A 22615-nucleotide genomic window follows, 5' to 3' on the forward strand; every position below is an offset into this window, starting at 1 on the left:
CTCAGCGGACTAGGTGCGGGCCAGCGCGGCGATGTCCTCCAGGAAATCGGCCGCCACAGCATCACTGACGGTGGCTTTGGTCTCGGCAATGGTGTCCAGGTAGTCGGCTGTCACGGGACCACGGCGCTCGGCGGGCGCAACGCCGTCGAACACGGCCTTTTCCAAGGCACGCTGCGACGCGCTGCGGGCGGCAAACTCAATATCCGCCGGTGAGAAGCCAACGCTGGCGCTTACCAAAGCGGCCACATCAATGTGTTCCACCAGGTGCCCGGGAATGAAACGGTTCCACATGGCTGCTCGGGCTTGGGCGTCGGGCAGCCCAATGGGGATGACGTAGTCAAAGCGTCCGTGGCGTAGAAATGCCGAATCCAGGGAGCGGATGAAGTTCGTGGCGCACACCAGCAACCGGCCTGGCTGGTCCCGGAACGCTGGGATGATCTTCAGCAGCTCGTTGGTGACACCCTGCATGGGCGACGGCGGCTCCCCCGAACGCTGCGAGGCAATCTCCTCGACCTCGTCAATGAAGACCACGGCATGCTCCAACTCGGCGATCTCCAAGAACGTCTGGCGCAAGGCACCGGCCAAACCGTCCGGGGAACCTGCTAGCCGGGATGGGAAGACTTCCACAAAGGGCCATTCCAGGCGTGAGGCGATGGCCTTGGCGAAAGTGGTTTTACCTGTTCCGGGAGGACCAAAAAGCACCACAGCCCGCGGCGGCACCACACCAAACTCCTCAGCCAGCTCCGACTCCGCTAGCGGAAGCACCAGGCGGCGTTCCAGCAGCTCCTTTTCATCCACCATGCCGGCTACACGGTCCCAGAGGTCACGGGGCAACAGCCTGCCACCCAATTCCTCCAAGGCGCCACGCTCGGCCCGTTGGACGGGGATGCGCCGTTCAAAATAGCGCAGGTTCTTTTTCACCACGAATCCCCTGTTACTAAAGGCTTCCACCCGGGTTTCCGTTTCAGGCATGAGGGCTGAGAGCTTGTTCAAGCCATGGGCGGTCATGCGATTCTCAACCGCAGCCAGCAGCAAGGTGCCAATGCCGCGGCCACGAAAAACAGGCAACGTGGCCAGGAAAACTATCCAGCCCTGATCGTGGGCGGCCCGCCCCACGGCCGCACCAATAATTTGCTCACCCTGGACGGCCACCACTGCATGGTCCTTTTCACAGGATGCCAACACCTCTGAAAGGTCGTAGACGGGGTCCACACCGTTCTCGCGCAGCGACTGCCACAACTGAAGAATGCCTTCAACATCTTGTGAATGAAAATCACGAATAGTCCATGCCGTCATGTAACTGCCGCTCCTTTGCGTTAGCCAATGCCGCCATCATGGCACAGTGCTTGGTCCGCACGGAAACCGTCAGCGTATCTAAAGTCACAGGCACGTTGGAAACAATCCTGGCCTCTCCGGCGCTGTAGACCCCAGAGAACATTCCTCACCGCTAAGAAAGCTGGACCCCATGAGCATCGACATCGCATCAGAACCGGACCTGAACAACCAACTCATCCTTGACGCGGACGCGGCAGCAGCACTCTTCATGGAGGCCCGCACAGCCAATAGCTGGTCAGATGAAAAAGTCAGCGACGAAACTCTTCAGGCCATCTACGCACTGACCAAGATGGGACCCACCGCCTTCAACGGCCAGCCTCTGCGCATTACTTGGGTCCGTTCATCCGAGGCCCGTGAGCGTTTGGTTGAGCACATGATGGACGGCAACAAAGCCAAGACCCTCACGGCACCCATGGTGGCCGTGCTGAGCTTCTCGCAGGAATGGCACGCCCTCATGCCTACAACGGCACCGCACATGGCTGACATGCTGATGCCAATGTTCGAGGCCAATGTTGAATCCCGCATTGCCGCAGGCAACAACAACGCGCATGTCCAGGCTGGCTATTTCATCCTTGCAGCCCGCGCTGCAGGTTTGGCTGTTGGCCCCATGACAGGCTTCAACCCCTCCGGTGTGGATGCCGAATTCAACGGTGACTCGAACTTCAAGTCCTTCATGGTGGTCAACATGGGCAAGCCCAGCGGTGACGTCGATCGCGATCGCCTCCACCGCCTGGATTTTGACCTCGCCACCGTAACCTTGTAAAAATTTCTTTCAGTCTTTCGGGACAATTTTGAACTAAATTACCCACTAGCGCGCTGTCCTCGTTTTTTACGGGTGACAGCGCGTTTTTTGGTGCACCAGCCCGGAACTGCGGGACGGGCAACAAATACGAGCAAGAACCATCTAGCGCTTTTTCAAGCTTCGCCACTCCTTGGCACCCCAAACGCGTGCGGAACCGGCATCCCGCCTGCCGGGCCGCGACCCCAACCTGGAATTAACACTCTTCCCAAGGAATTTTGATATGGATAACATGAAGTTTGTGTGACCTGTATCTCTCATTTCAGCAAAGGATGAACACGTGCATTCCATGTGGAAAAAGACATTAGCAATGGCGGTGGTGACCCCTGCGATGCTGCTAACGATGGCGGCCCCGCCGGTGGTTGCAGCCCCTGGTGACCCCGTTTCGGCGAACCTAGCCCTGGCCTCTGCCGGCGGCACTGTAACCTCGTCCGGCGACGAGTCGGCCAGCAGCAACGGCACCGACTTCGCCACCGACGGCAGCGCCAGCACCCGCTGGTCGTCCAATCACGCCGACAATGCGCAGTTGACGGTCAAGCTGGCAAAGCCCACTCTCATTGAAAAAGTAGTCATTAAGTGGGAAGCGGCTTGTGCCGCCAAGTACAAGCTGCAGGTCTCCAATGACGGTGTCACCTTCATTGACGCCACGGACGTCATTTCCCGCGCAAATTGTGATCCGGCAACTCTAGACACTCAGACGGTCAAGACTGCCCTGGCCACCACCAAGTACCAGTACGTTCGCATGCAGGGCGTGGAACGCACACCCATCGGCGGCACCAAGTGGGGCATCTCCCTCTTCGAAATGGAAGTTTGGGGCATCCCGGCAGCAGCAGGGAAAAACGTAGCCTTGGCATCCGCCGGCGCCACCGTGACCGCATCGGGGCAAGAAGTTGCCAACCAGTGGGGCCCCGCACTGGTCATCGACGGCGACACCGACGCATCCAAGCCCAATGCACAGCAGTCCCGCTGGTCCTCCAACACCGCCGATAATGCCCAGATCACGGTAAAGCTGGCAGCGCCGACGGTTATTGACCACGTCAGCATCGTGTGGGAGGCCGCCTGCGCCAAGACGTACAAGCTGCAGGTATCCACGGACGGCATCGCCTTTACCGACGCCACCGACGTCATCACCCCCACCTGCGCCACGCGCGACACCCAAAAGCTCAAGGCAGCAGTGGCCGCAACACCGTACCAGTATGTACGCATGCAGGGCATTGAGCGCACGCCCATCGGTGGCACCAAGTACGGCATGTCCATGTGGGAATTCCAGGTTTGGGACGGCGAGGAAGCGGTCACGGCAGCTCCCGCCGAGGGCATCAATTTGATCCCCCTTCCCGTCAATATGGAGGCCCCCACAGAGGCTCCCTTTAAGCTTGCCGCTGGCTCACGAATTGTGGCCAACAACGCTGAGACCAAAAAGACGGCCAACTACCTGGCAGATATCTTCCGCACCTCTACCGGCCTGGCCTTGCCGGTAGCCGATGGCAGCACGGGCGACGCCGACGACATTGTGTTGGTCCAGACCCCCGGGGTAATCCCCAACCTGGAAACTCAGATGCAGGCCGAGGCCTACACCCTCAGTGTTGACGCGCTAACGGGCGCAAAGGTCACGTCCCCCACCAGCGACGGTGTTTTCAACGGTGTCCAAACCCTGCGCCAGCTGTTCCCGGCTTTTATCGAATCCAAGCAGAAGGTCTTCGCCGACTGGAACGCACCGGCCGTGGAAATATCCGACGCGCCTCGTTTCGACAAGCGTGGCATGATGCTCGACGTCGCCCGCGACTTCAAGCGCCCCGATGAGGTCAAGAACATCATCGATTCCCTGGCTGCCTACAAGATCTCCACCTTGCACATGCACCTGGCAGACGATCAGGGCTGGCGCATCCAGATCACCAACGACGGCAAGAAGGCCGGCGACACGATTGACTACGGTCTACTGACTGACATCTCCGGCAAGACGGCCGTGACCAAGAACCTCAGCTTCCAGGACGAACTGGGTCACACCGGCTTCTACACCCAGGATGAGTACAAGGACCTCGTGGCCTACGCGGCCTCCCGCCATATTGAGATCATCCCGGAAATCGATGTCCCGGGCCACACCTCGGCCATCCTGCACGCCATCCCGCAGCTGAACACCGCCGGCACCAAGCCCGGGGTTGACGAGTGGGGCGTTGTGCCCGCCGACGGCACAGGCAATGTGGGCGGCTCCACCCTCGACGTCGCCTCACCCGTGACCTGGACGTTCCTTGAACACGTGTTCGGCCAGATCGCCGGCATGACCACCACCAGCGACTACGTCCACATCGGTGGCGACGAATCCCACGTGACAGGCCACGACAACTACGTTGAGTTCATCACCAAGACGATTAAGATCATCCACGATCTGGGCAAGAAGCCGATCGGCTGGAACGAGTCGGCCATTGGTGGGCTCCAGCCAGGAGACGGCATCCAGTACTGGACCGGCGGCACCGCCGACACGCTTGACGCCATCAAGAACAAGGGTGCCAAGTTGATGGTGTCCAACGGCTCCACCTCCTACATCGACATGAAGTACAACTCCAGGACACCCATCGGGTTGACCTGGGCCGGCACCGGCGATTTCCCGAAGTACTACAACTGGGATCCGGCGGCCACCATCAAGGATGGGGCCAACAACCTCCCTGATTCCAGCATTCTCGGTGTGGAAGCAGCCCAGTGGGCCGAGACCATCCGCGGCGGCAAGCAGGCAGAATTCCTGGCCTTCCCGCGCGTCGTATCCTTTGCTGAGATTGGCTGGACACCGCAGGCCAAGCGAAATGTGACTGATTTCAAGGTGCGCATGTCCTCCATGGGCCAGCGCCTGCTAGCCACTGGCACCAACTTCTATGACGGCAATGAAGCCAAGTGGCGTTCCTCCATCGCCGGTTTGCCCATTGCTGTTGCACCGGGCAAGAGCCTGAACCTCAACGTTGGGCAGTTTGCAGCCCCCGGCACCAAGGCCTCGGCCGATGGTTCCACCATTTCCGTGGACATTGTTGACGACGCCGACGGCGTCAGCGCCTCGAGCATCATCGGCAACCTTGGCGTCACGGTTAACTGGGGCGACGGCAGCGCCACCACCCCTGCCGCGTTTGTGGCCAAGGAGGCACGCCACTCACTCGCTGCAGGAAGCATCTACACCCTGAAGGGCACGCATAACTACGCAACAGCTGGCACCTACACGGGAACCTTGACGGCTTCCAACGGCAGCACCGCCAAGTTCACAGTGGCAGTTGCCGCTGGTACGGCTGATCCGGCCGGGCCCGCAGTGTGGGACTCCTCACAGACCCCCACTTTGAGCACCGTCGACACACCCGTCAAGGCCGGCTACCGCGCGCAGACCACGCTGACAGGCTTTGAGCCCGGCAAGTACGTGGTTTTGACGCTCGACGGCGGTCGTGTGGGCTCAGTTTTGCCTGACTCAACAGGCAAGCTGACCTTCCAGTTGCCTGTGTACCCTAGCGTCTACAGCGGAACTTTCACGCTCACGGCAACCCAGGGTGCTCGGACGGCAACTGACAGCATCACCGTCAATTCAATGGTGGTTCCCATGGAAAACAAGATCCCGCAAGCCGGGATCAGCATTCAGTCTGTAACATCGCAGGAAACTGTCAGCGAGACTGCTCCCAGTGGACCTGCAACGGCTCTTCTGGATGGCAAGCTGGATTCGTTCTGGCATACCAAGTACTCCGGCGGAACAGACAACTTCCCGCATTCGGTGGTGTTCAATCTCGGCAAGAGCTACAACGTCACATCGTTTGAATACACGCAGCGCCAGTCCAACTCCAACGGCAAGATCAAGGACTACGAGCTCTTTGTCTCCGACAGCCCCACCGAGTTCGGCACCAAGGTTGCCTCAGGTTCATTCCTGGACCTGAGCCGCCCCCAGGTGATTGGTATTGCAGGCGGAAAGGCTGGCCGGTACGTCAAGCTGGTTGCCTTGAACTCCATCGCAGGCAACGCCTTTGCCGGTGGCGCCGAGGTCAACATTGGCGGCAAAGTTCCCGGAATCGTTGAACCCACGGTTGCACCGACCGTTGCGCCCACTGTAGCTCCCACAGTTGCACCCACCGTGGCACCGACCGTTGCACCCACCGTGGCACCCACCGTGGCGCCCACTGTAGCTCCCACAGTTGCACCGACCGTGGCACCGACCGTGGCACCCACGGTTGCACCGACCGTTGCACCCACCGTGGCGCCCACAGTTGCACCCACTGTAGCTCCCACAGTTGCCCCCACAACGGCGCCGACCGTTGCACCCACCGTTGCTCCGACGGTTGCCCCCACAACGGCGCCGACAACTCCGGCCGCCGGCGAACCCTCAGTATCCCTGAGCAACGCATCCGTGGCCGCAGGCGGGAAGCTGACCGTGACGGGCAGCAACTTCAAACCCGGCACCACGGCCACCTTTACGCTGCACTCGGACCCCGTTGTCCTGGGCACGGCAGTGGTGGCAGCCAACGGAACTGTTTCACTGACGGCCACGTTGCCGGCAACAGTTCCCGCTGGCGTCCACAGCGTGATCATTACAGGTACCGGTGTCAACGGTGAAGCCGCCGAAGTCAGCATCAAGCTGACCGTGGCTGCAGCCGCAAGCACCGCACCGACCACCAAGGCTGCTGGCAGCACCTCCGCCGCTGCCAACCCCGGTGGTGATGGTCTGGCCAGCACCGGAGCAGGAACCACACCGTTCCTGCTCGGTGGCTTGATGCTGCTGCTGGCAGGAGCCGTAGCCATTATCAGCCGCCGCAAGCGGAATTCCTCCCACGCCTAGCGGTTGAAGATGAAGTAACTAGGCATAAAAAAATAGCAACGAAATAAAGGGCGGGCTTGTCAGTGTTTCCACTGACAAGCCCGCCCTTTTCCTCTTTGACATATTTTCGCTTGATTTGTTTTCACCATTAGGAAGGCATGTTAACTACTTAGCTCGTAATCTCCCAACAGAACCGCCGAATAGTTTCAGATTTCTCTTCCAAAAACTGCTTGATATGGATAACATCAGCGCAGGACAGTTATTCTCGCATGCTCAATTTAAGGAATTTCATGGGATCGTATTGGAAGAAGACTTTGGCAACGTTGGTGGTTGCGCCAGCGTTGTTGCTGGCCCTCGCCGCTCCACCCGCCTTGGCCGCACCCGGAGATCCTGGCCTTGTCAACGTCGCCCTGGCAAGCTACGGCACCATCGCCACCAGCTCGGGGCTCGAGGTGGCCGGCTCCAACACCGAGGATTTGGCCATTGACGGCGATGTCAACACGCGGTGGTCTTCCAACAAGGCTGACGATGCCCAGCTCACCTTGAAGCTGGCCCAGCCAGCGCTCATCAGCCATATGGTCATCAATTGGAAACCCGTCTGTGCGAAAAAGTACACGCTGCAGGTTTCTACTGACAATGCACTGTGGACAAATGCCACCCCCGAGATTACTCCTGTGTGCGGGTCCACTGACACACAAGTCCCAACACTGTTGGATCCAGCAGCGAAGTACCAATACGTGCGCATGCAAGCCAACGGCCGCACCGCAATTGCTGGCGTATTTTACGGCGTCTCCCTCTCGGAATTCCAAGTATGGTCCACACCACCAGTTGTGCCAGTTCTGGAAAACAAGATTCCCCAGTCCAGCATCAGCATCCAATCTGCCAGCTCCCAGGAACTCACAAGCGAGACGGCACCCAATGGTCCCGCAGTCGCCTTGCTGGATGGCAATCCGGCAACCCACTGGCACAGTAAATACTCGGCCCCGGCTGCTTCCTACCCGCACAACGTTGTGTTCAATTTGGGCCAAAGCTACGCTGTTTCGGGTTTCCAGTTCACCCAACGGACATTCAACAGCGGAAGAATCAAGAACTATGAAGTTTACGTCTCAGATAATCTGGCGAACTTTGGGACAGCCGTCACGACAGGCGTATTAGGCAATACAGCAATACCTCAAATTCTTGCCATTACTGGAGGAAAGGTGGGACGCTACGTCAAATTCGTTGGGCTCACACCCATTACGGCGGGCCAGGCATTTGCCAGCGGCGCTGAAGTAAATATTGCCGGTGCGCTGCCACCAGCTTTGGCCGCAGCCGAAGAAACCGTCCAGGCCGGCAGTGATCTGGCCATTACGCTGACAAACTTCCCCGCGGACACAAATGTGGCCATTGCCGCCGGCGGCAGCACCCTGAAGACGGTTGCAACCACAGCCACCGGTGGAACAAACTTCAATCTCACCATTCCTGCCGACACCTCCGCAGGACTGGTGACCATCACCGCAACGGCCGGTACCGTTGTGGCAAGTAAAGCCGTCACAGTCACAGCCGCCCCGAGTCTGAGCATCTCAGCGCCGTCTGTTCAAGCTGGAAGCAGCGCAACGGCGACTGTGAACCGCTTCCCCGCAGCGACCGCCGTCGAAATTCGACTGGGCAGCTCCGTGCTGGCCACCATCACCACCGATGCCGCCGGGGCCGGCAGTGCTTCCATAACCATCCCCACCGGGACGGCTGCGAACAACTACACGTTGAGCGCAACGGCGGGGAGCAAGACGGCAACAACCACCTTGGGCGTCACACCGGCGCCGGCCCTGACGTTCGCGAACGGAAATGTGGTTCAAGCAGGCAGTGCGCTCAACGCAACGGTTACAAGTTTCCCTGCCGGAGCGACTGTACAGTTCACCCTGAATTCCTCCGCCACAGTCTTGGGAACACTTGTTGCCGATATCAGCGGCGCTGCCTCGGGAAATATCACCATCCCCAGTGATACCACAGCAGGAAACCACAACCTTGTGGCAACGGCTGGCGCAACAACCGCGACCAAACAGATCTCAGTCACGGCAGCACCAGTTGTCTCCAATGCCGTGAACCTTTCGTTGGCCTCGCTGGGCGCAACGGTCACATACTCGGGAAATGAAACAACCACCTCGAATCTGGCCGGCTCAGTCATTGACGGCAACACCACCACCCGATGGTCCTCAAATGGCGCAGACAACGCATGGGTCGCCGTCAAGCTCCGCCGCCCCATTAACATTGAAAAGGTCGTCATCAAATGGGAAGCAGCCTGTGCTGCCAAATACAAGCTGCAAGTGTCAACAGACGGCATTAACTACGTTGACGCCACGGCTGAGATCGCACCCACGTGCGGCACCACTGACACCCGAACCATCAAGCCGGAGCTCGCCGGAAACTCCTACCAATTCATCAAGATGCAGGGCATAGACAGAACCCCCATTGGCGGACAAAAGTGGGGAATTTCCCTCTTTGAACTCGAAGTTTGGGGAGCACCCAACGACCTCGTATCACTCGTGCCCCAAAGCCAGATCAGCATTGCGGCCGTCAGTTCCCAGGAAATGACAGGTGAAACCGCACCCAGCGGCTTGGCAACGGCCATGCTTGATGGAAACCCGGCCACGTTCTGGCACACCAAATACACTGGCGGCGTTGCCGCATACCCGCATCAGGTCACCTTTGACCTGCACAACTACTACTCCGTCGCCGGATTCGAGTTCACCCAACGCAACAACGCAGGCACCCGCATCAAAGGCTACGAACTTTACGTCTCCAATGATCTGAACAATTTTGGCACCCCAGTGGCAACGGGCGAGCTTTTGAGTATCCTCCCTGTGCAGCTCATCGACCTGCCCAGTGGCAAGGTGGGCCGCTACGTCAAACTCGTGGGGCTTTCCTCCTACGCGGGAACGGCCTTTGGCTCTGGCGCCGAAGTCAACATCCGCGGAACTCTGGCACCCCACCTTGAAGCAAGCACCAACTCGGTGCAAGCTGGTGACCAATTCACCGCCTCCGTGGTGAACTTCCCCGCAGCCACTCCAGTAAGCATCACGTGGGCTGGCGCAGCGCTTGGCACCATCACCACTGCCGCCGACGGATCCGGCTCCAAGGCGTTCATCATCCCTGCCAGCACTGTTGCAGGAACACAAGCTCTGGCCGCCACAGCAGGAAGCCTGATCGTTACGACACCGTTGACGGTCACCGCTGCCCCGGCTGTTTCCGTCCCCGGCCCCGTTCAGGCGGGCAGCGACGTCACGGTAAACGTGGCGAACTACCCGGCCACCACAGCCGTGGAAATCAGGCTCGGCGCCACACTGCTCGGCACGATCACCACAGCAGCCGACGGCTCAGGTTCCAAGGCATTCACCATCGCCACCAACACCGCACCCGGCAGCCTGACCATCACAGCCATTGCCGGCACCAAAACCGCCAGCACCCCGCTGACAGTCACCCCCGCACCCGCAGTCACCACCACTGCCGGAACTGTTCAGGCCGGCAGCCCCGTCACGGTGAACGTGGCCTACTACCCGACCACCACTGCCGTGGAGATCAAGCTCGGCACCACCGTGCTGGGTTCGATCACCACAGCAGCCGACGGGACGGGTTCCAAGGCATTCACCATCGCCGCTGGCACCACCCCCGGAAACCTGACCATCACGGCAACGGCCGGCACCAAAACCGCCACAACCCCGCTGACAGTCACCCCCGCACCAGCAGTCTCCACCACAGCCGGCACGGTCCAGGCAGGCAGCGACGTCACGGTAAACGTGGCGAACTACCCGGCCACCACAGCCGTGGAAATCAGGCTCGGCGCCACACTGCTCGGCACGATCACCACAGCAGCCGACGGCTCAGGTTCCAAGGCATTCACCATCGCCACCAACACCGCACCCGGCAGCCTGACCATCACAGCCATTGCCGGCAGCAAAACTGCCAGCACCCCGCTGACAGTCACCCCGGCACCGGTAGTCACCACGTCTGGCACGGTCCAGGCGGGCAGCGACGTCACGGTGAACCTGGCCAACTACCCGGCCACCACAGCAGTGGAGATCAAGCTCGGCACCACAGTGCTCGGCTCCATCACCACAGCAGCCGACGGCACAGGAACCAAGGCATTCACCATCGCCACTGGCACCACACCAGGCAGCCTCACCATCACAGCAACCGCCGGCAGCAAAACTGCCAGCACCCCGCTGACAGTCACCCCCGCACCAGCAGTCACCACCACAGCCGGCACGGTCCAGGCGGGCAGTGACGTCACGGTAAACGTGGCGAACTACCCGGCCACCACAGCCGTGGAAATCAGGCTCGGCACCACAGTGCTCGGTTCGATCACCACAGCAGCCGACGGCACAGGAACCAAGGCATTCACCATCCCGTCGTTATTGACTGCGGACGACTACACAATTATTGCCAGCGCCGGAACCAAGACAGCCTCGGTCACGGTGAGGGTCACCTCGGCGCCAGCTGTCACCACTTCTGCATCAACCGTTCAGGCTGGATCATCAACTGATGTATCCATCGCGAACTACCCGGCCACCACGGCCGTGGAGATCAAGCTTGGCACCACAGTGCTCGGCTCCATCACCACAGCAGCCGACGGCACAGGAACCAAGGCATTCACCATCGCCGCTGGCACCACACCAGGGAACCTGAGCATCACAGCAACCGCAGGAACCAAAACTGCCAGCACCCCGCTGACAGTCACACCGGCACCGGCAGTCACCACCGCTGGCACGGTCCAGGCAGGCAGCCCCGTCACGGTGAACCTGGCCAACTACCCCGCCACCACAGCAGTGGAAATCAAGCTCGGCACCACAGTGCTCGGCTCGATCACCACAGCAGCCGACGGCACAGGAACCAAGGCATTCACCATCCCTGCCAGCACGACCGCCGGCAACCTGAGCATCACAGCAACCGCAGGAACCAAAACAGCCACCACCACACTGATAGTCACCTCCGCACCAGTGGTCACCACGTCTGCATCAACCGTTCAGGCTGGATCATCAACTGATGTATCCATCGCGAACTACCCGGCCACCACGGCCGTGGAGATCAAGCTTGGCACCACAGTGCTCGGCTCCATCACCACAGCAGCCGACGGCACAGGAACCAAGGCATTCACCATCGCCGCTGGCACCACACCAGGGAACCTGAGCATCACAGCAACCGTCGGAACCAAAACAGCCACCACCGCACTGATAGTCACCTCCGCACCAGTGGTCACCACGTCTGCATCAACCGTTCAGGCTGGATCATCAACTGATGTATCCATCGCGAACTACCCGGCCACCACGGCCGTGGAGATCAAGCTTGGCACCACAGTGCTCGGCTCCATCACCACAGCAGCCGACGGCACAGGAACCAAGGCATTCACCATCGCCGCTGGCACCACACCAGGGAACCTGAGCATCACAGCAACCGCAGGAACCAAAACTGCCAGCACCCCGCTGACAGTCACACCGGCACCCGCCGTCACCACCACAGCCGGCACGGTTCAGGCAGGCGGCCCCGTCACGGTGAACCTGGCCAACTACCCCGCCACCACCGCCGTGGAAATCAAGCTCGGCACCACAGTGCTCGGCTCGATCACCACAGCAGCCGACGGCACAGGAACCAAGGCATTCACCATCCCTGCCAGCACGACCGCCGGCAACCTGAGCATCACAGCAACCGCAGGAACCAAAACAGCCACCACCACACTGATAGTTACATCGTCACCAGCAGTCACGTTGCCCAGTGAGGATACTCAAGCCGGCGACGACCTCAAGGTCTCAGTGGAGCATTTCCCTGCCGACACGGAAGTTACGGTTTCTTTGGGCGGCGTGGTGCTGGCAACGATCACGACCGACTCCAATGGAGTGGGAACAGCCACTGTGAAGGTTCCCCGCAACACCCCTGCAGGAACAGTGGACCTGGTGGTAACGGACGGCACCAAGACGGCAACCATTCAGGTTGACGTAGCCGCGGCACCGGCAGTGAATGGGCCTGGTACTTCCACAGAGGTACCAAGCATTCAGGCTGGTAAGAAGTTTGAGCTCACCTTGTCCGGCTTCCCAGCCAACAGCGACGTTTCGCTGGTGCTGCACTCCACTCCTGTACTTCTGGGAACTGTCACCACCAAGGACGACGGCACCGTGACGACAACCGTCACAATCCCGGCATCCACTGAGGCAGGCGCGCACACCATTGTGGCCAGTGCAGGCAGCAAGACCGCATCACTTCTGGTGCAGGTGAGCGCGGCAGACAAACCCAGTCCCAGCCCGTCCACCACCAAGACACCCGCTAGCAATGCACCGGCCACCACGGCCACCAGTACTGCTGGGGACCTTGCCAGCACAGGATCAACGTCCGTGGCTTTGGCTTTGGCAATGGGTGGGTTGTTGCTGGTCATGGCTGGCGCGGGCACTTTGTTAGCCCGTCGCAGCCGCCGCTCGGCACACTAGTGAGCCAAACGACGTCGTAAGTCAACAGTGAAAGGTGCCCTTCGCCATCACGGCGGAGGGCACCTTTTCATTGGCGGGGATCAAACAGGTTACGGCAGATCGTTGCAGTTCCCGGTTGCCGGCTTCCCTGCGATCCGATCCTGTGTCCACGCCAGCAGCTCTGCAATCAGTGGCGAGTCCGGCGAGACAACGCCCATGTGGTCCTTGCCCGCGTACTTCTTGTACGTCAGCTCCTGACCTTCGGCGCAACGCCCTGCCACATAGGCGTCCTGGACTGACGGGACCACCAAGGTGTCGGTCTCGCCCTGGGCTATAAAGAGCGGGAACGGAATGGGCAGCACGGGCGTGTTCTGGCGCAACCGGTCCCCCATGGCACCTGTTGTGGGGTCCTTGCTGAAAACAGTCTTGTCCTTGTCAATGGCAATGGCGTTGATCAGCGACACCAAAACACCCGGCTCGGACAAGCAGCGGGCGGACATCTCCCGCACAAAAGTCCTGGCCACGGGCGTGATGTAGTCATTGAAGGACACATCAGGGTAGGTGTCGGCATACGCGGCCGCAACATAGGAGGCAAACAGGCTGCCGCCAGCAAGGTTCGGCATGTTTTTCACCAAACCGATGGCGTCGCTGGCCGGGGCCATCGCGGCCACCCCGGTGATGGCCAGCTCCGGCGCGTACGTGGATGCCAGGCCGCCAGTCCACAACGCGGCCTGGCCTCCTTGAGAGTGGCCCCACACAATGGTTTCCGGCACCATCTCCAGATCGGCCTGTTGAGTGTCTAGGGCCTTGGCGGCCCGCACCGAATCGAGAACGGACCTGGCTTCACCCTGCCCGATCAGGTATGGCTGCGGCCCCTGAGTGCCCAACCCGGCGTAGTCGGTGGTTACCACCACCCAGCCATTGTCCACAATCTCATCGAGGGCGGGCATGGCCCCCGAGGAGAATGGCTCCGGCAGGTTCGACGGCGCACACGCCGGCGCATAGCCTGTGGTTCCGTGCGCCCACGCAACAACTGGCCGGGGGCCGCTGGCGGGTTTCGTCGATGTCAGGATCACGGCGCTGGCGACGGCAGGGGTTTTGTCGTCCAGGGTGGTGGTGTAGAGGATCCGCCACGCCTTCGCATTGGCCGGGACCGCCGTCGTAAATGCCTCGCTTTTCAGCAGCACGCCGGGCTGCGAGGGCACTGTTTCGGGGGCGTCGTAGAAGGCTGAGAGTTGTGGGGCTCCGTCACGCAACTGCGCACCAAGGCCCGCTGCCGCCACGGCGAGCGCCAAGGACAGCACAGCGCCGGTGACACGCAGCCAACGCTGCAGGGTGTTGAGTGGTGCTGGTGCCGTGGAGCGGCGGCGTCCGCGCCACAGCTGGGTGAGTGTATTCCATATCCGGCCCAAACCAAACACAAGGGTCCGCACCCCGAACAGGACGGCCACAATCAAGAGCGTCACGTCCGGCCAGGCCAGCGCCACGACTCCCAAAATGAGGTCGGCGAGGGCAAAGATCGTGGCCGCGAGGCGTTCATCGGCAGGCCTGCCCGCCCCCCGAATGCCACCGATTCCACGGATCAAACCAGAGACTATGAGGGAGATGGCCACGAATGCCGGCAGTACCGCCATGGTTCCGCCTGTCCACACAAGCATCACCGCACCTGCAACTATCCATCCCCAGCCCAGGATCATGCGAACGGAGTCGGACTCGTCGCGCTCGATCAGATCAGCAACACCGGAGATGATGAAACTTGCGCCCAGATAGAATGTCAGGGCGCCCAGTGAGGACAGCGGCTTGCTGGCCAGCGTGAATCCAAGCCACACACACAGTGCCCCCACCACCAGGCTCAGCCACCACGGGGCCCGGGCCAACAATGCCGGCAATGCCCTGGCTCGCTGCCCCAAGGTGCTCGTGGTACGGCTGGTGGTTGAAAAATTAGACTCGGACATGCAGTCCCCTTGTGCATTGAATTGTATTAACGGCGTTGGCCGCTGGGCGCTCATTGGTATGTATTCGTGGACCGCTGAATTCACAGTGCGGCCGCAGGTCCTCAGCTGTCTTTGTTGGCCAAGGACGTTTCTTTGGTGATTTTTTCATTCGCGAGTTGCTTACGCCTGATCCGCGAGGCACCCATCATGAAAACGATGATGACGATGACGGCCGCGGCCCACACAACTGCAATCACGGCGAACACTAGCCACTGTGGCATTCTTGCCGGCTCCTATGCTGTTGGGTTGAGGGCCGTCACATCCATATTTAGGATAGACGAATGGTGCCGCTGCAAGCTGATGTTCACGCTACCTCTCTGGGGTGTGGTTAGACTTTCCCCATGAACGCACATGCTTCCGCGCCCGTCACAATTACTGTCACCGGCGCCGCAGGTCAGATCGGCTACGCGCTGCTGTTCCGGATTGCCTCCGGCGCCATGCTCGGCCCCGACGTTCCGGTGAAGTTGAATCTTCTGGAAATCCCACAGGCTGCCCAGGCGGCAGAGGGCACCGTCTTGGAACTCATGGACTGTGCGTTCCCACTGGTGACTGGCCTGGAAGTGTTTGATGACCCTTTCAAGGCGTTCGACGGCGCCAACATTGCCATGCTGGTGGGTTCGCGGCCGCGCGGCCCGGGCATGGAGAGGGCAGATCTGCTCAGTGCCAACGGCGGCATCTTCTCGGTGCAGGGCAAGGCCCTTAACGCCGGTGCCGCGGATGATCTCAAAGTGGTGGTGGTGGGCAATCCCGCCAATACGAACGCCTTGATTGCAGCGTCCCACGCGAAGGACATCCCCGCTTCACGCTTCACAGCCCTGACCCGCTTGGATCATGACCGGGCCTTGGCCCAGCTTTCCGCCAAGACCGGCACCCCGGTGAGCGAGATCAAGAGGCTGACCATCTGGGGCAACCATTCCGCCACCCAGTACCCGGACATTAGCCATGCCACAGTGGCTGGCCGCCCTGCCATTGAGCTGGTGGACCAGCAATGGTTGGCAGATGAGTACATACCCCGGGTGGCAAAACGCGGGGCTGAGATCATCTCTGTGCGCGGCGGCTCCTCCGCCGCGTCCGCAGCCAACGCGGCCCTGGAGCACATGCGTTCATGGGTTCAGGGCACTTCCGACGGCGACTGGACTTCCATGGCTGTGCCTTCAGACGGTTCCTACGGTGTGCCCGAAGGCCTGGTCAGTTCCTTCCCCGTCACCACCGCCAACGGCGACTACAGCATTGTGCCCAATCTTGAGATCAGCGAGTTCTCCCGTGCCCGCATCGACGCCTCGGTGGCTGAGCTCGAGTCAGAACGAAGCGCCGTTGCTGAACTGGGCCTGCTCTAGCAGAACCCGCACCACCCTGATCTCGATGCCACTGTGGACGAACCTTTGGGGCAGTGATGGCATGGTCTTGGGCGCCTTCCGGGTGCCGCCGTCGGGCTTGCCAGTGCTCTCCTTGGCAGATCACCCCGTGAATGGCGGCTATCCCGCACCGGAAGTTGTGCCCGGGGCCCGCTTCTGCTTTGCGCCCCTAACTCTTGGACTCTAGTTTTTGCGGCCCTTGAGGAAGTAGGCAATGGGTCCAACGAAATTAAGGAACGACGCCGCCACCCACTTCCCCTTGGCTCCGTTGACTTGCGCCGGGGTTCTTTTGGCAAGGTCTCGCAGGGCCGCTAGCTGCAGGGCAATTTGAACCACGGTGCCCAGCATGATGGCGGCCTTGGCCGGCTTGCTAAGGTCTTTCCAGTGCTTCCTGGTGGACATGACGGCTCCTGCTTTCTGACGGCGGTTGGTACTCAAACTGTACGTTCAAAAACCCAAGGCAACCCGGTCATGGTGAGCCTGTGCCTTGCACCGGCCGGATCCCTAGCCCCAGGGTAGGCCTCATCTCCCGCCCATAGAAGACCCGCCGGTCCATGACCTGTGGGCCGGATCCACGGTTCGGGAATCAACAGTTGAGTCTCGTAGATGAACGGCGCTGTGCTCCTGCCTTGTTCCAGCGCCTGAGCCACGGATTCCATCCGGGCCAGATGATGCAAGGTGACCCAGGTGGGCGGCACCAGCGTCATCTCCTGGGCCGAGTGCTCGCGCAGTGCCTCCGCCGGTGACATCCACGAGTACCGATCGTGCTCTTCACGATTCAAAATTACCCTGTCCGACGCCGCAGCTGCCAGCATGAACCAGGTCCTAAAACGCCGCGGAAGGTGTTGCATGGGTGTCCACTGGGACAGCCACACCAAATCGTTGAGGGAAAGGTGCTGCCCGGTTTCCTCGGCCAATTCTCGAAGGCCCGCCACTTGGGCGGCTGCAAAAACACCGAGCCTGCCGCCAGCAGAATCCACACGGTCCGCCGGGTCCACCTTCCCACCTGGGAAAACCCAGGCACCGCCAAAGGTCCTACTGTGGTTCGGCCGCTCAAGCATCAGCGCCTCAAGACCCGCAGGGCCGTCGCGCAGCAGCACAATGGTGCAGGCATCCTCCAACGGCGCAAGTGGTGCATCTGTTTCCATGGGGACAGCCTAGTCCCCACTGGCACCTTAGCCTCGTGCTTGTGGGCCAAACCGGACAGTCACTGAAAATTGCCTCAGTTGTGCAACATCTCAGGATGCTCGCGAAATCAATCCTGTGTGACTTGTCGTGGCCTCTGCCCGGACCTTCAGCGTCGCATAATGCGCAACGCCAGCACCCCGGCGTGCGCATGACCCAAGTCCACTTCGGCTATGCGCCAACGGGGGTGCTGGCACTGCGCCACTGTCATTCCTGCGCAAGCCAAGCGGCTGGCAACGCGCATAGGCAAAGCCAGCACGAGCTCTTGCCGCCTGCTATACATGCGAGTAGCATCCTGTTCATGAGTGCAGCTCATGAGGATTTAACTGCTCGGGCGAGGTTGCGGGATGCGGCCATTGAGTGCTTTGCGGCGCAGGGGTTTGAAGAATCGCTGCGGGCTATTGCCGCACGCGCGGGAGTCAGCGCCGGACTGGTCAGGCACCACTTCGGTTCCAAGGAACAGCTACGCGCCGAGTGCGACGCCACAGTCCTCAAACGCTACAGCACGCTGAAGTCGGAGAGCATCAAAACCGATCCCCAGCAGTTGTTCGCACAGTTCCCTGCGTCCCGGGAAGGCGGCATCCTGCTGGTGTACATTTTGCGCAGTGTCCGCGAAGGCGGGGCTGCGGCCGCGAGTTCATTGAACACATGATCGACGAGGCGCTGGTATTTACCCGCGCTGCTGTGGAGCGCGGCATGGTGGTGCCCAGCCGCGACGAGGCGGCCCGCGTGCGTTTCCTGACCTACCAATCAATTGGCGCCCTGGTGGTCCGACTGGCCATGCACCCCGGCACTGCGCTGGATGATTTTCAGGCCGTCATGGAGGCCTTCTACGCCGACACCATGCTGCCGACTCTTGAGCTGTATACCGAGGGCCTGTTCACCGAGCGCAGCTATCTGGACGAGTACCTCAACTACGTTGCAGCCGCCAATCACCCACCCGTGGGTCTCGCGGGAGAATCTGCACCACGCTAAGGAAACATCATGTCCTCAAGCAATCTGGCCATCGAGGTCACAGACCTGCACAAACATTTTGGCAAGACCGCAGCTTTGGCAGGACTGAACTTGCAGCTTGCCCAAGGCAGCGTTGGCGGCTTCCTGGGTCCCAATGGATCAGGCAAGTCCACCACCATCCGCATCCTGCTGGGTCTCTTGAAGTCCGACGGCGGGACTGCCACCTTGCTGGGCGGCGATCCCTGGCGCGACGCCGTGGAGCTGCACCGGCGGATCGCCTATGTCCCGGGGGAAGTGAGCCTGTGGCCCAACCTCACAGGTGGGCAAGCCATTGACATACTCGCGCGTTTGCGGGGCGGGGTTGACTATGCCAAACGCGATGAACTGCTTGAACGGTTCGGGCTCGACCCCAGTAAGAAGGCCCGAAGCTACTCAAAGGGCAACCGTCAAAAGGTGGCGCTGGTGGCCGGTCTGGCCTCAGACGCCGAGCTGTTGATCCTGGATGAGCCAACCTCCGGCTTGGATCCCCTCATGGAGCAAGTTTTCACGGAGTGCATCCGTAAAGTGAAGGCGGAGGGCCGCAGCGTGCTGCTCTCAAGCCACATCTTTGCCGAAGTGGAAAAGCTGTGTGACACCGTGACCATCATCCGCGAAGGCCAAACTGTTGAGGCTGGCCGGCTCGATGACCTCCGGCACCTGCACCGCACAGTGGTTTCGGTGGTCCTTGATAGGGATGCCGCCGTGCTGGCCACGGTAGCCGGTGTCAACGACCTCGTCACGGACGGATTCAAGGCAACATTTACCGTGGGTGAGGAGGAGCTGGGCGGAGTCCTGAAAACGATTTCCGCCTACTCGCCGCGCACGCTTGTCTCCAGCCCGCCGTCCTTGGAAGACCTTTTCCTGCGCCACTACGGCGGCGCGGGCAGGGCGCAGCTCACCGCCACGCAAGTGGCAGGTGCCCGATGAACACGGGAACGCCCGGCACACATGGCGCGACGCGTCCGTCCGCCCGGTGGGACACCATGACTGGCTTCTTGTTGTGCGTGCGCTTTATCCTGCGCCGGAACTGGTTGCGGCTGCTCGTGTGGGCAGCAGTCCTGGCCGTCATGATCCCGGTGGTGTACGACTCCCAGCAGCAGGCCTTCCCTACCCAGGCTGCCCGGGACGCATACGCCCAAGTGGCCAACACGCCCGCAGTTGCAGCCATGACGGGCCTGCCCTATGCTGCGGGCTCCCTGGGTGGCATCCTGGTCATCAAGATCTGGATGACGCTTGCCGTAGCCCTGGGCTTTGCCTCGATCTTCCTGGTGACCCGCAACGGCCGGGCCGATGAGGAGGCCGGCCGCACCGAGCTGCTGCGTTCCTCCGCCCTGGGCCGCCACGCGTATAGCATGGCCAATTATGTTGTGGCTGGCGGCTTGAGCGTGCTGGTGGGTTTGCTGGTCTCGCTGCTGTGCCTGTCCGTCAGCCTGCCTGTGGCCGGCTCGTGGGTCATGGGCGCCTCCATCGCGGGCACGGGTCTGGCCTTTGTAGCCGTCGCAGCACTCTGCGGGCAGTTGAGCACAACCAGCCGAGGGGCCAATTCCTTGGGCGTTGCCGTGCTGGCGCTGTTTTACTTCATCCGCGCGGGAGCTGATCTGCAGACCCACGGAACGGAGGTCAGTCCGCTGAGCTGGTTCTCCCCCATTGGCTGGGCGCAAGACATGCGCCCCTTCGGTCAGGACACTTGGTGGCCGCTGCTGGCGCTGGTGGCCCTGACTCTTCTGGGCTGCGCCCTGGCCTTGCGCATCGAGACCACCCGTGATCTGGGTATGGGCCTGCTTGCCGAGCGGCCGGGCCCGTCACGGGGTTCGGCGTTTCTGGCCAGCCCCGTGGGCTTGGTGTTGCGTTTGCAGCGCGGCAGCTTGATCGGCTGGTTGCTGGGCGCCATTGTGGCAGGGGCGTTTTTTGGTGGCGTGGCCAAGGCAATGACCACGGCATTGGATCCGACAAATCCGTTCGCCAAAGCGTTCATGGGCAATTCGGCAAGCGTGCTCGACGGCGTCATGAGCCTCTTCGTCATGTTCAACGGGCTACTGGCGGGCGCCTTTGCGGTGCAGTGTCTGACAGGCGCACGCGGCGAGGAAGCCAACGGTCGACTGGAGTGCCAGCTTGCCGGTGCGCTCTCCCGCTCCAAGTGGCTGCTTGCCCAGCTGCTCGTCGCCGCAGTGGGCTCAGCACTGATGCTGCTCATTGGGGGGTTCCTCACGGGGGCTTCCTCCAACGGTGCGGCCACGGGCAGAGACATGGCTGCCGCATCTCTTGGGTATTGGCCGGCGGCGCTTCTCATGACGGGTGTCATGCTGTTCCTGCACGGATTCCTGCCCCGCCTCAGCGTCAGCCTGGCCTGGGCTGTCTATGGGCTGTCTGCCCTGATTGCCATGTTTGGGCCGTTGTTTTCCCTGTCCGAGTCCGCCATCAAGGCAACTCCGTTTGGCGCCGTGCCGCGAATGCCCATCGAGGACTTCGCGCTGCTTCCAACAGTGGATCTGACGGTGATTGCAGTGGTGCTCGCTGCGCTGGGTATCTGGCGTTTCCGCACCCGGGACATCGTGCCGGAATAGCCCCGCACCGAGTACCACCCGCCACGACAGCCTAGGGTCCGCTGGTCAGCGTAACTACGAGGACAAGACCCTGGATCAAGGCGAAGCCCCATAGTGCGGAGATTAGGGTCCACCAGAGATGCCGGCTTCGCAGGGCAAAGGCTGCCCCCGCTATTCCTAGCGCAATAGGCACCAAGAATAGCCAGAGGGGCCTGTTGCTACCGGATCCAGTCCAGTCGGGCATAAACAGGACGACTACCAATGCCAGAGCCATAAACACCCAGGTAACAATTGGCTTTCCTGTGGGGTTCGTTGAACCCGGTGGCTGATTAGTACTCGTCATGGTTTTGGGGCATCGTCCTTACTTGAATGGATTGCACATGCAATAGGTGAAGTAGACGCTCACTGCGGCAGCAGTGACGCGTTCCTGTGTCTTCATCCTGTTAACATTCCTGTTGATGTCGCTGATGATGGCGCGGTCGCAGGAACACGCAAAGTACCCACGGGATCCGTAGCACTTGTCGTGTGTGCGACAAATCGAATCCAGCACATCTACTGCCGCTCCGCCGCCGTGACCAGGGCCGCACCAGTTGCCCCAAATGGGAAGACCCAGCTTGGCCGCCACTTGGTCACCGCGACCACTATTTTGTGCCGCCGCCAGCGTATTAACTATGGCGCCCACTTCAAGCGTTGCAGCGTCGGCCCCGCTCGCTTCGGCGGCAGCCGTATCAAAGTAGGTGTCCTGCCCCTCAGCAACTCGCATGAATTTCAGGGCCTCTGACACCTGGGCATCAAATTCCTTGTTGTTCGATTTTTTTGCTTTGGAATTGAAGGTGGCAGGTGCAGAAGAGGAAAGGGAATTAGTGTTCTGGGAAGGCGGCACAGCGAGAGCCGGGGAGCCTCCGAGCAACATGAGAACAGCAACACCCAGAGCCGACCAGGCCTGGGTCTTTCGTTGTTTGTATTTCTTGAGCAAGTTTTCCATGTTTAGTTCCCCCAATGAGTCATGTCTGCGAAGCATTTACGAGCCAACAATCATGACAATAACCGCAGGAGGGCCAGCCGGCTAAACACTGAAGTGGATCAAACTTTTCAGCTGGCCCACAGACGATTGCCCTGTCCTTTCGGTCAAGCTGGAAGCCTCACCTCATGAGAAGGAAACACAAGAACGGCGACAATGATGCATCCACTGCTTCAAAGCCGTTGCAC

The 22615-nt window shown here is 60.8% G+C and carries 15 protein-coding genes; 9 read left to right on the plus strand and 6 right to left on the minus strand.

Annotation, left to right across the window (positions count from 1 at the left end; genetic code table 11):
* Nucleotides 1-9: 9 nt before the first annotated feature.
* Complete coding sequence (locus CVS28_RS18140; protein WP_103467203.1) at nucleotides 10-1296, minus strand: ATP-binding protein; 1287 nt, start codon at nucleotides 1294-1296, stop codon at nucleotides 10-12.
* A gap of 169 nt (nucleotides 1297-1465) precedes the next feature.
* Between CVS28_RS18140 and CVS28_RS18145 the strand changes: the two genes are divergently transcribed.
* The 3 genes from CVS28_RS18145 to CVS28_RS18170 all read left to right on the plus strand — a co-directional run bounded on the left by CVS28_RS18145 (nucleotide 1466) and on the right by CVS28_RS18170 (nucleotide 13357).
* Nucleotides 1466-2098 carry a malonic semialdehyde reductase gene (locus CVS28_RS18145; protein WP_103467204.1) on the plus strand — a complete coding sequence of 211 codons (633 nt, stop codon included), beginning with the start codon at nucleotides 1466-1468 and terminating at the stop codon, nucleotides 2096-2098.
* 325 nt (nucleotides 2099-2423) lie between these two features.
* Nucleotides 2424-6926 carry a family 20 glycosylhydrolase gene (locus tag CVS28_RS20010; RefSeq protein WP_243399971.1) on the plus strand — a complete coding sequence of 1501 codons (4503 nt, stop codon included), beginning with the start codon at nucleotides 2424-2426 and terminating at the stop codon, nucleotides 6924-6926.
* A gap of 269 nt (nucleotides 6927-7195) precedes the next feature.
* Nucleotides 7196-13357 carry a discoidin domain-containing protein gene (locus CVS28_RS18170; RefSeq protein WP_165788201.1) on the plus strand — a complete coding sequence of 2054 codons (6162 nt, stop codon included), beginning with the start codon at nucleotides 7196-7198 and terminating at the stop codon, nucleotides 13355-13357.
* 89 nt (nucleotides 13358-13446) lie between these two features.
* Here CVS28_RS18170 and CVS28_RS18175 read toward each other — a convergent pair whose 3' ends face one another.
* Nucleotides 13447-15291 carry a lipase family protein gene (locus CVS28_RS18175; protein ID WP_103482390.1) on the minus strand — a complete coding sequence of 615 codons (1845 nt, stop codon included), beginning with the start codon at nucleotides 15289-15291 and terminating at the stop codon, nucleotides 13447-13449.
* 101 nt (nucleotides 15292-15392) lie between these two features.
* Complete coding sequence (locus CVS28_RS19840) at nucleotides 15393-15551, minus strand: hypothetical protein (RefSeq protein WP_165788202.1); 159 nt, start codon at nucleotides 15549-15551, stop codon at nucleotides 15393-15395.
* Between the two features lie 120 nt (nucleotides 15552-15671).
* Here CVS28_RS19840 and CVS28_RS18180 point away from each other — a divergent pair, with 120 nt between their 5' ends.
* Nucleotides 15672-16667: a malate dehydrogenase gene (locus tag CVS28_RS18180; RefSeq protein WP_103467207.1), complete on the plus strand. Its 996-nt coding sequence runs from the start codon at nucleotides 15672-15674 to the stop codon at nucleotides 16665-16667.
* 25 nt (nucleotides 16668-16692) lie between these two features.
* On the plus strand, nucleotides 16693-16872 hold the full coding sequence (locus CVS28_RS20325) for a hypothetical protein (protein WP_207797257.1): 180 nt from the start codon (nucleotides 16693-16695) through the stop codon (nucleotides 16870-16872).
* Here the strand turns inward: CVS28_RS20325 and CVS28_RS18190 are convergent.
* Both CVS28_RS18190 and CVS28_RS18195 read right to left on the minus strand, forming a co-directional pair.
* Entirely contained in the window at nucleotides 16869-17087 is a 219-nt protein-coding gene (locus tag CVS28_RS18190) for a PLDc N-terminal domain-containing protein (protein ID WP_103467208.1), read from the minus strand. The two genes, CVS28_RS20325 and CVS28_RS18190, sit on opposite strands and share 4 nt — an antisense overlap.
* A gap of 32 nt (nucleotides 17088-17119) precedes the next feature.
* A complete protein-coding gene (locus tag CVS28_RS18195; protein ID WP_103482391.1) occupies nucleotides 17120-17833 on the minus strand; it encodes an NUDIX hydrolase in 714 nt (237 codons plus the stop codon).
* Between the two features lie 338 nt (nucleotides 17834-18171).
* Here CVS28_RS18195 and CVS28_RS19845 point away from each other — a divergent pair, with 338 nt between their 5' ends.
* From CVS28_RS19845 to CVS28_RS18215, 4 genes are read left to right on the plus strand one after another with little or no spacing between them, the layout of a single operon-like run.
* Nucleotides 18172-18522, plus strand: a complete 351-nt coding sequence (locus CVS28_RS19845; RefSeq protein WP_165788203.1) for a TetR family transcriptional regulator — start codon at nucleotides 18172-18174, stop codon at nucleotides 18520-18522.
* The gene (locus tag CVS28_RS18205; protein WP_103482393.1) at nucleotides 18519-18845 is read left to right on the plus strand and encodes a hypothetical protein; all 327 of its coding nucleotides are present in this window, start codon (nucleotides 18519-18521) and stop codon (nucleotides 18843-18845) included. Before CVS28_RS19845 ends, CVS28_RS18205 begins: the two co-directional genes overlap by 4 nt.
* A 9-nt stretch (nucleotides 18846-18854) precedes the next feature.
* A complete protein-coding gene (locus CVS28_RS18210; protein ID WP_103482394.1) occupies nucleotides 18855-19790 on the plus strand; it encodes an ABC transporter ATP-binding protein in 936 nt (311 codons plus the stop codon).
* Nucleotides 19791-19846: 56 nt separating this feature from the next.
* A complete protein-coding gene (locus CVS28_RS18215; RefSeq protein WP_133159198.1) occupies nucleotides 19847-21427 on the plus strand; it encodes an ABC transporter permease in 1581 nt (526 codons plus the stop codon).
* Between the two features lie 340 nt (nucleotides 21428-21767).
* Here the strand turns inward: CVS28_RS18215 and CVS28_RS18225 are convergent, their stop codons facing one another.
* Nucleotides 21768-22391 carry a phospholipase A2 family protein gene (locus CVS28_RS18225; protein ID WP_103482396.1) on the minus strand — a complete coding sequence of 208 codons (624 nt, stop codon included), beginning with the start codon at nucleotides 22389-22391 and terminating at the stop codon, nucleotides 21768-21770.
* Nucleotides 22392-22615 lie beyond the last annotated feature (224 nt).

This window comes from Arthrobacter glacialis (assembly GCF_002909415.1).
In the GTDB taxonomy this organism is placed as follows: Bacteria; Actinomycetota; Actinomycetes; order Actinomycetales; family Micrococcaceae; genus Specibacter; species Specibacter glacialis.

Coding starts and splice junctions, on each gene's coding strand:
- CVS28_RS18140 (WP_103467203.1), bottom strand. CDS start 1,296: ATGACGGCATGGACTATTCGTGATTTTCATTCACAAGATGTTGAAGGC.
- CVS28_RS18145 (WP_103467204.1), top strand. CDS start 1,466: ATGAGCATCGACATCGCATCAGAACCGGACCTGAACAACCAACTCATC.
- CVS28_RS20010 (WP_243399971.1), top strand. CDS start 2,424: ATGTGGAAAAAGACATTAGCAATGGCGGTGGTGACCCCTGCGATGCTG.
- CVS28_RS18170 (WP_165788201.1), top strand. CDS start 7,196: ATGGGATCGTATTGGAAGAAGACTTTGGCAACGTTGGTGGTTGCGCCA.
- CVS28_RS18175 (WP_103482390.1), bottom strand. CDS start 15,291: ATGTCCGAGTCTAATTTTTCAACCACCAGCCGTACCACGAGCACCTTG.
- CVS28_RS19840 (WP_165788202.1), bottom strand. CDS start 15,551: ATGCCACAGTGGCTAGTGTTCGCCGTGATTGCAGTTGTGTGGGCCGCG.
- CVS28_RS18180 (WP_103467207.1), top strand. CDS start 15,672: ATGAACGCACATGCTTCCGCGCCCGTCACAATTACTGTCACCGGCGCC.
- CVS28_RS20325 (WP_207797257.1), top strand. CDS start 16,693: ATGCCACTGTGGACGAACCTTTGGGGCAGTGATGGCATGGTCTTGGGC.
- CVS28_RS18190 (WP_103467208.1), bottom strand. CDS start 17,087: ATGTCCACCAGGAAGCACTGGAAAGACCTTAGCAAGCCGGCCAAGGCC.
- CVS28_RS18195 (WP_103482391.1), bottom strand. CDS start 17,833: ATGGAAACAGATGCACCACTTGCGCCGTTGGAGGATGCCTGCACCATT.
- CVS28_RS19845 (WP_165788203.1), top strand. CDS start 18,172: ATGAGTGCAGCTCATGAGGATTTAACTGCTCGGGCGAGGTTGCGGGAT.
- CVS28_RS18205 (WP_103482393.1), top strand. CDS start 18,519: ATGATCGACGAGGCGCTGGTATTTACCCGCGCTGCTGTGGAGCGCGGC.
- CVS28_RS18210 (WP_103482394.1), top strand. CDS start 18,855: ATGTCCTCAAGCAATCTGGCCATCGAGGTCACAGACCTGCACAAACAT.
- CVS28_RS18215 (WP_133159198.1), top strand. CDS start 19,847: ATGACTGGCTTCTTGTTGTGCGTGCGCTTTATCCTGCGCCGGAACTGG.
- CVS28_RS18225 (WP_103482396.1), bottom strand. CDS start 22,391: ATGGAAAACTTGCTCAAGAAATACAAACAACGAAAGACCCAGGCCTGG.